Source organism: Pseudomonas sp. UBA6753, from assembly GCF_002453565.1.
GTDB lineage: Bacteria > Pseudomonadota > Gammaproteobacteria > Pseudomonadales > Pseudomonadaceae > Aquipseudomonas > Aquipseudomonas putida_Z.
This window is the reverse complement of record NZ_DKHD01000021.1, coordinates 51,039-58,651: the sequence shown is the minus strand read 5'-3', so window position 1 is coordinate 58,651 and position 7,613 is coordinate 51,039. Positions and strand designations below refer to the sequence as shown.

The window sequence follows — 7,613 nt, the reverse complement described above, 5'->3', positions numbered from 1 at the left end:
GTCTATGCGGTCGAGGTGGGAGCTGGCTTGCCGGCGATTGGGCTGCAAAGCAGCCCCCGGGCCCTACCCCTTCATCCGCGGCATCTCGATGTGGTGCTCATGCACCCGCCGGTACAAGGTCGCCCGCGATATTCCCAAAGCCCGCGCCGCATCGGCGGGCTTCCAGCGATGGCGGATCAGCGCATCCAGCAGCAACTGCCGAGCCGGACAGGACATGCTGCTTTCAGCCGAAGCGACCACCTCGCCGCGTACTTCCTGCGGCAGGTCCTGCACCTGCACCCGCCCGCCCTCACTCACCGCACAGGCATAGCGCAACACCTGCCGCAGCTGGCGCAAGTTCCCCGGCCAGCGGTAAACCAGCAGCGCCTGCAGCGCATCATCCGCCAACACCACCTCGACCCCGCAGGCCTCGGCCTCCTCGGCCAGCAACTGGTGAATCAACCCCAAGCGGTCCTCACGCTCGCGCAGCGGCGGCAACTCGAAGCGGGCATTGGCCAGGCGGAAGTACAGGTCCTCACGAAAACGCCCATCCTCCACCATCGCCGCCAAATCGCGGTGGGTCGCGCAAATCACCTGGATATCCACCCGCTCCCGCCGCGCCGCGCCCAGCGGCGCCACTTCACCCTCGGCCAGCACGCGCAGCAACCGGGTTTGCAGGTTCAGCGGCATGTCGCCGATTTCGTCGAGGAACAGCGTACCGCCATCGGCCTGCTGCAACAGCCCCTGCATGCCTTTGCTGGAAGCCCCGGTGAAGGCCCCGGCCACATAGCCGAACAGCTCGCTCTCAATCAGGCTTTCCGGAATGGCCGCGCAGTTCAGGGTGACGAACGGGCCATCGCGACGCAGGCTTTGCTGATGCAGCTGGCGGGCGAACACCTCTTTGCCGGCCCCCGTCTCGCCTTGCACAAGCACCGCCAGGTTGCAGTCCTTGACCCGCGTGGCCAGGCGCAAATGCTGCTCGATGCGGGCGTCCTGGGCCTGGCGCAACGGCTGCACACGCTGGCGCTGGCGGGGTGCGCTGACCCGGCCGTACAGCCCACCCAGGCCCGGCAGGCGTTGAGCGGACGATGCGTTCACGCGGCGCAGCTGGTCCATGTCGAACAGCTCGCCAATGTGCTCGGGCAAACGCCCCAAGTGCTCCACCAGCCGCTGGCGCGCCAGGCTGTTGATCGCCTGCAGGCGGCCATCGCCATCCCAGGCCAGCAGGTAGTCGGGCTGGCTTTCCACATAGCCCGGCGTGCCATGGGCACGCATCACCCAATGGCCCTGGGCACTGTGCATGAAGAAGGCATTTTCGATCTCGCGGGCAGTCTGCTCGACCAGTTGGCGGATCAGGTGCTGGCTGCGGCGGTCGTCCGGCGACTGCAAGGCCGAGACATCCACCACGCCCAGCAACTCGCCCAACGGGTCGAACACCGGTGCCGCCGTACAGGTCAGGCCAATGAACGCAGCGCGGAAGTGGTCGCGCTTGTGCACCGTGACCGGTGCCTTGCTGGTCAACACCGCCGCCACGCCGCAGGTGCCCTCCTCGCCCTCCGACCAGCAGGTGCCCAGGTACAGCCCGGCCTTGCGGCAGTCGTTGCGGATGGCCGACTCGACTCGGTAATCGATGGTGCGCCCCAAGGCATCGGTAAGCAGCACGCAGTAGTCGGCACCGCGCACCCGTTCATGCAAGCGGGCCACGGCATCGCTGGCGATACGCAGGAACAGTTCGGCGCGCTCGCGGCATTCGTTGAGCAGGCTTTGGGACAGGATGCGCGGCCCCTGCTGGGACCCAGGGTCGAGGCGGTACAGCTCCATGGAACGGCGCCATGAATCGAGGATCAGCGGTGGCACCGGCGCCTGCGGCAGGCGGTCGGCATTCTTCAGCACCCTGCTGACGCAGTCGACATGGGCTCGGGAGTTCGCGGCAAGCATTCAGGCCCTCCGGTTCTCGTTGCTGTTTTTATCGTTGTCCGGCCATTAAGCGCTTCCGGGCATGCCCCGACAAGCACTGCGTGATTACCGGCCCGCTTGAGACGCAGCGTCTCAGCGTCTCGGCAAGGTCGGCCCCGCACTGGCACCGGGCGTCTCGCCAGCAGAACCATCAGCACCTGCATGATCGTAATCAAACCGGTCTATTGCAGGCATTTCAGCCAATTCAAAAGAAGCTGGCACCGTGCTTGCTCCTGCCCTGACAAACAAGAATACGAGGTGCGCCATGCCGCTACCCGCCCCGACCGTCGGGATCATTGCCAACCCTGCCTCTGGCCGCGACCTGCGCCGCCTGACCGCCAACGCCGGGCTCTATTCGAGCACCGACAAGGCTTCGGCGATCCAGCGTCTGCTGGCCGCCTTCGGTGCCACCGGCATCGGCCAGGTGCTGCTGCCCAGTGACATGACCGGCATTGCCGCCGCCGTGCTCAAGGCCAGCCAGGGCCCGGTCGCCCGTGACCAGCACTGGCCGGCCATCGAAATACTCGACCTGCCGCTGACCCAGACCGTTGCCGATACCCGCCTGGCCACCCGCCGCATGGTCGAACGCGGTGTGGCGATGATCGCCGTGCTCGGCGGCGACGGCACCCACAAGGCAGTCGCTGCCGAGGCCGGTGACGTACCGCTGCTGACCTTGTCCACCGGCACCAACAATGCCTTCCCCGAACTGCGCGAAGCCACCAGCGCCGGCCTGGCCGGCGGCCTGCTTGCCAGCGGCCGGGTACCGGCCAGCATCGGCCTGCGCCGCAACAAGCGCCTGCTGGTGAAGGTGCCCGAACAACAGCTTGCCGAATGGGCCCTGGTGGAGGTGGCGGTGTCGCCCCAGCGCTTCATCGGCGCTCGGGCCCTGAGCCGCAGCGAGGACCTTTGCGAAGTCTTCGCCTGTTTCGCCGAACCCCATGCCATCGGCCTCTCGGCGCTGTGCGGCCTGTGGTGCCCGGTCTCGCGCCAGGACCCGCACGGCGCCTGGGTACGCCTGAACCCCGGCGCCGAGCAGGCGCTGCTCGCGCCGCTGGCACCCGGCCTCCTGCAAGGCTGCGGCATCACCGCCAGCGGCCCGCTGACGCCCGGCGTAGCCCATCGCCTGAGCCTGGCCAGCGGCACCCTGGCATTGGACGGCGAGCGCGAAATCGAATTTGCCGAGCACGACACCCCCACCATCACCCTCGATCACCAAGGCCCGTTGAGCGTGGATGTCGAGGCCGTGCTGGCGCATGCCGCCCGCCATCACCTGCTGGCCGTACCGCGCGGCCACCGGTTGCACCCTGCAAACCCGTGTTGAGACAACCCTGGAGAACAACAAGATGTCCAATCAACTCAGTACCGAACAATTGCTGCATGCCTATGAAGTGATGCGCACCATCCGCGCCTTCGAAGAACGCCTGCACGTGGAGTTCGCCACCGGCGAGATCCCCGGCTTCGTCCACCTGTATGCCGGCGAAGAGGCTTCCGCGGCGGGGGTCATGGCCCACCTGCGCGACAGCGACTGCATCGCCTCGACCCACCGCGGTCATGGCCACTGCATCGCCAAGGGCGTGGACGTGTACGGCATGATGGCCGAAATCTACGGCAAGAAGACCGGCGTGTGCGGTGGCAAGGGCGGTTCGATGCATATCGCCGACCTGGAAAAAGGCATGCTCGGCGCCAACGGCATCGTCGGTGCCGGTGCACCGCTGGTAGCCGGGGCCGGGCTGGCTGCCAAGATCAAGGGCAGCGACGATGTGTCGGTGGCCTTCTTCGGCGATGGCGCTTCCAACGAAGGCGCCGTGTTCGAAGCCATGAACATGGCCTCGATCATGAACCTGCCGTGCATCTTCGTGGCCGAAAACAACGGCTACGCCGAAGCCACCGCCTCGACCTGGTCGGTTGCCTGCGACCATATCGCCGACCGCGCCGCCGGGTTCGGCATGCCCGGTGTCACCATCGACGGTTTCGATTTCTTTGCCGTGTACGAGGCCGCCGGTGCTGCCATCGAACGAGCACGCTCCGGGCAAGGCCCGTCGCTGATCGAGGTCAAGCTCAGCCGCTACTACGGCCATTTCGAAGGCGATGCACAAACCTACCGCGCCCCGGACGAAGTGAAGAACCTGCGCGAATCCCGCGACTGCCTCATGCAGTTCCGCAACAAGACCACCCGCGCCGGCCTGCTCACGGCTGCGCAACTGGACGCCATCGACGCCCGCGTCGAGGACCTGATCGAAGACGCCGTGCGCCGCGCCAAGTCCGATCCCAAGCCACAGCCCGCCGACCTGCTCACCGACGTCTACGTCGCCTACCCCTGAGCCGCGGATTACAAGAACAACAGGAGAATCACCATGGCAAGAAAGATCAGCTACCAGCAGGCCATCAACGAAGCCCTGGCCCAGGAAATGCGCCGCGACAACACGGTGTTCATCATTGGCGAAGACGTTGCCGGCGGCGCCGGTGCCCCCGGCGAGGATGACGCCTGGGGTGGCGTGCTGGGCGTGACCAAGGGCCTTTACCACCAGTTCCCGGGGCGCGTGCTCGACGCGCCGCTGTCGGAAATCGGCTACGTCGGCGCCGCCGTCGGTGCTGCCACCCAGGGCCTGCGCCCGGTGTGCGAGCTTATGTTCGTCGACTTCGCCGGCTGCTGCCTGGACCAGATCCTCAACCAGGCCGCCAAGTTCCGCTACATGTTCGGCGGCAAGGCGGTCACCCCGCTGGTGATGCGCACCATGTACGGCGCCGGCCTGCGCGCGGCGGCCCAGCACTCGCAGATGCTCACCTCGCTGTGGACGCACATTCCCGGCCTGAAGGTGGTCTGCCCGTCCTCGCCGTACGATGCCAAGGGCCTGTTGATACAGGCGATCCGCGACAACGACCCGGTGATCTTCTGCGAGCACAAGCTGCTGTACAGCATGCAAGGCGAGGTGCCGGAAGAGGTCTACACCGTGCCGTTCGGCGAAGCCAACTTCCTGCGCGATGGTGACGACGTGACCCTGGTCACCTATGGCCGCATGGTGCATGTGGCGCTGGAAGCAGCCAACAACCTGGCCCGCCAGGGTATCGACTGCGAGGTGCTGGACCTGCGCACCACCAGCCCGCTGGACGAGGACAGCATCCTGGAAAGCGTGGAAAAGACCGGCCGCCTGGTGGTGATCGACGAAGCCAACCCGCGTTGCTCCATGGCCACCGACATCAGCGCGCTGGTGGCACAGAAGGCCTTCGGCGCGCTCAGGGGCCCGATCGAAATGGTCACCGCCCCGCATACTCCCGTGCCGTTCTCCGATGCCCTGGAAGACCTGTACATCCCTGACGCGGCGAAGATCGAGGCTGCGGTACGCAAAGTGATCGAAGCCGCAAGGAGTGCCGCATGAGCCAGATCCATACCCTGACCATGCCCAAGTGGGGCCTGTCGATGACCGAGGGCCGGGTGGATACCTGGCTGAAACAGGAAGGTGACGAAATCAACAAGGGCGACGAGGTGCTGGACGTCGAGACCGACAAGATCAGCAGCAGCGTCGAAGCCCCGTTCAGCGGAGTGTTGCGCCGCCAGGTGGCCAGGCCTGATGAAACCCTGCCGGTCGGTGCCCTGCTGGCGGTGGTGGTGGAAGGCGAAGCCGAAGAAGCTGAAATCGATGCCGTGGTGCAGCGCTTCCAGGCCGAGTTCGTCGCCGAGGGTGGCGCCGACCAGGCTCAGGGGCCGGCCCCGCAGAAGGGGCAAGTGGGGGGCCGCCTGCTGCGCTGGTTCGAGCTGGGCGAAGGTGGCACGCCACTGGTGTTGGTGCATGGTTTTGGCGGTGACCTCAACAACTGGCTATTCAACCACCCGGCGCTGGCTGCCGAGCGACGGGTGATCGCCCTCGACCTGCCGGGCCATGGCGAGTCGGCCAAGGCCCTGCAACGGGGCGACCTGGATGAGTTGAGCGAAACCGTGCTGGCCCTGCTCGACCACCTGGACATCGCCAAGGCCCACCTGGCCGGCCACTCCATGGGCGGCGCGGTCAGCCTGAACGTGGCGCGCCTGGCGCCGCAGCGGGTGGCCAGCCTGAGCCTGGTGGCCAGTGCCGGGCTGGGCGAGGCGATCAACGGGCAGTACCTGCAAGGCTTCGTCGCTGCCGCCAACCGCAATGCCCTCAAGCCGCAGATGGTGCAGCTGTTTGCCGACCCGGCACTGGTCACCCGGCAGATGCTGGAGGACATGCTCAAGTTCAAGCGCCTGGAAGGGGTGGACGACGCGTTGCGCCTGTTGGCATCGGCCATCGCCGACGGCGACCGGCAGCGCCACGATCTGCGCGGGGTGCTGGGGCAGCACCCGGCCCTGGTGGTGTGGGGCGGCAAGGACGCGATCATCCCGGCCAGCCATGCCGAAGGGCTGGAGGCTGAAGTGCTGGTGCTGCCCGAGGCTGGGCACATGGTGCAGATGGAGGCGGCCGAACAGGTCAACCAGCAACTGCTCGCGTTCCTGCGCAAGCACTAAGCCCTTTCCGTGAGTCTGGAGAACAACAATGAATGACCTGAGCCACCCCCACATGCGTGCCGCCGTCTGGCATGGCCGCAATGATATTCGCGTCGAACAGGTGCCCCTGCCGGCCGACCCTGCGCCCGGCTGGGTGCAGATCAAGGTGGACTGGTGCGGAATCTGCGGCTCCGACCTGCACGAATACGTCGCCGGCCCGGTATTCATCCCGGTGGAGGCACCACACCCGCTGACCGGCATCCAGGGCCAGTGCATCCTCGGCCACGAGTTCTGCGGCCAGATCGCCAAGCTGGGTGAAGGCGTGGAAGGTTTTGCCGTCGGTGACCCGGTGGCTGCGGACGCCTGCCAGCATTGCGGCACCTGCTACTACTGCACCCACGGCCTGTACAACATCTGCGAGCGCCTGGCCTTCACCGGCCTGATGAACAACGGCGCCTTTGCCGAACTGGTCAACGTGCCCGCCAACCTGCTGTACCGGTTGCCGCAGGGTTTCCCGGCAGAGGCCGGGGCGCTGATCGAACCGCTGGCGGTGGGCATGCATGCGGTAAAGAAGGCCGGTAGCCTGCTTGGCCAGACGGTGGTGGTAGTTGGAGCCGGCACTATCGGTTTGTGCACCATCATGTGTGCCAAGGCGGCAGGCGCGGCGCAGGTGATCGCCCTGGAAATGTCCTCGGCACGCAAGGCCAAGGCCAAAGAGGTTGGCGCCAGCGTGGTGCTGGACCCCAGCCAGTGCGACGCCCTGGCGGAAATCCGCAAGCTGACTGCCGGGCTGGGGGCGGATGTGAGTTTTGAATGCATCGGCAACAAGCACACGGCCAAGCTGGCCATCGACACCATCCGCAAGGCGGGCAAGTGCGTGTTGGTGGGGATATTCGAGGAGCCTAGCGAGTTCAACTTCTTCGAACTGGTGTCCACCGAAAAGCAGGTGCTGGGAGCGTTGGCGTACAACGGCGAGTTTGCCGATGTGATTGCCTTCATCGCTGACGGCAGGCTGGACATTCGCCCGCTGGTGACCGGGCGGATCGGGCTGGAGCAGATTGTCGAGCTGGGCTTCGAGGAGTTGGTCAACAACAAGGAGGAGAACGTGAAGATCATCGTTTCGCCGGGCGTGCGCTGATTGCACCTCAAAGGCAACACGGAACCTGTGGGAGCGGGCGTGCCCGCGAAACAGGCAACTCGGTGGATGGCACCGGCTTCG

Annotated in this window: 6 protein-coding genes; 5 read left to right on the top strand and 1 reads right to left on the bottom strand. The window is 66.2% G+C overall.

Annotated elements, in window-relative coordinates; all coding sequences use genetic code 11:
* Positions 1 to 63 precede the first annotated feature (63 nt).
* On the bottom strand, positions 64 to 1,917 hold the full coding sequence (locus tag B2790_RS08170; protein WP_286918593.1) for a sigma-54-dependent Fis family transcriptional regulator: 1,854 nt from the start codon (positions 1,915 to 1,917) through the stop codon (positions 64 to 66).
* 283 nt (positions 1,918 to 2,200) lie between these two features.
* Here B2790_RS08170 and B2790_RS08165 point away from each other — a divergent pair, with 283 nt between their 5' ends.
* Genes B2790_RS08165 through B2790_RS08145 form a run of 5 tightly spaced genes read left to right on the top strand, consistent with a single transcriptional unit; the run spans position 2,201 to position 7,532 of the window.
* A complete protein-coding gene (locus B2790_RS08165) occupies positions 2,201 to 3,256 on the top strand; it encodes an ATP-NAD kinase family protein (protein ID WP_137162904.1) in 1,056 nt (351 codons plus the stop codon).
* Positions 3,257 to 3,278: 22 nt separating this feature from the next.
* Positions 3,279 to 4,256, top strand: coding sequence for a thiamine pyrophosphate-dependent dehydrogenase E1 component subunit alpha (locus tag B2790_RS08160; RefSeq protein WP_085592049.1), 978 nt, complete (start codon positions 3,279 to 3,281; stop codon positions 4,254 to 4,256).
* A 33-nt stretch (positions 4,257 to 4,289) separates the two neighbouring features.
* Positions 4,290 to 5,312, top strand: a complete 1,023-nt coding sequence (locus B2790_RS08155; protein WP_085693246.1) for an alpha-ketoacid dehydrogenase subunit beta — start codon at positions 4,290 to 4,292, stop codon at positions 5,310 to 5,312.
* Complete coding sequence (locus B2790_RS08150; RefSeq protein ID WP_137162903.1) at positions 5,309 to 6,415, top strand: acetoin dehydrogenase dihydrolipoyllysine-residue acetyltransferase subunit; 1,107 nt, start codon at positions 5,309 to 5,311, stop codon at positions 6,413 to 6,415. The genes B2790_RS08155 and B2790_RS08150 overlap by 4 nt, the downstream gene beginning before the upstream one ends.
* A gap of 52 nt (positions 6,416 to 6,467) precedes the next feature.
* Positions 6,468 to 7,532 (top strand): 2,3-butanediol dehydrogenase, encoded by a 1,065-nt coding sequence (locus tag B2790_RS08145; protein WP_230386520.1) that lies wholly within the window; start codon positions 6,468 to 6,470, stop codon positions 7,530 to 7,532.
* Positions 7,533 to 7,613 lie beyond the last annotated feature (81 nt).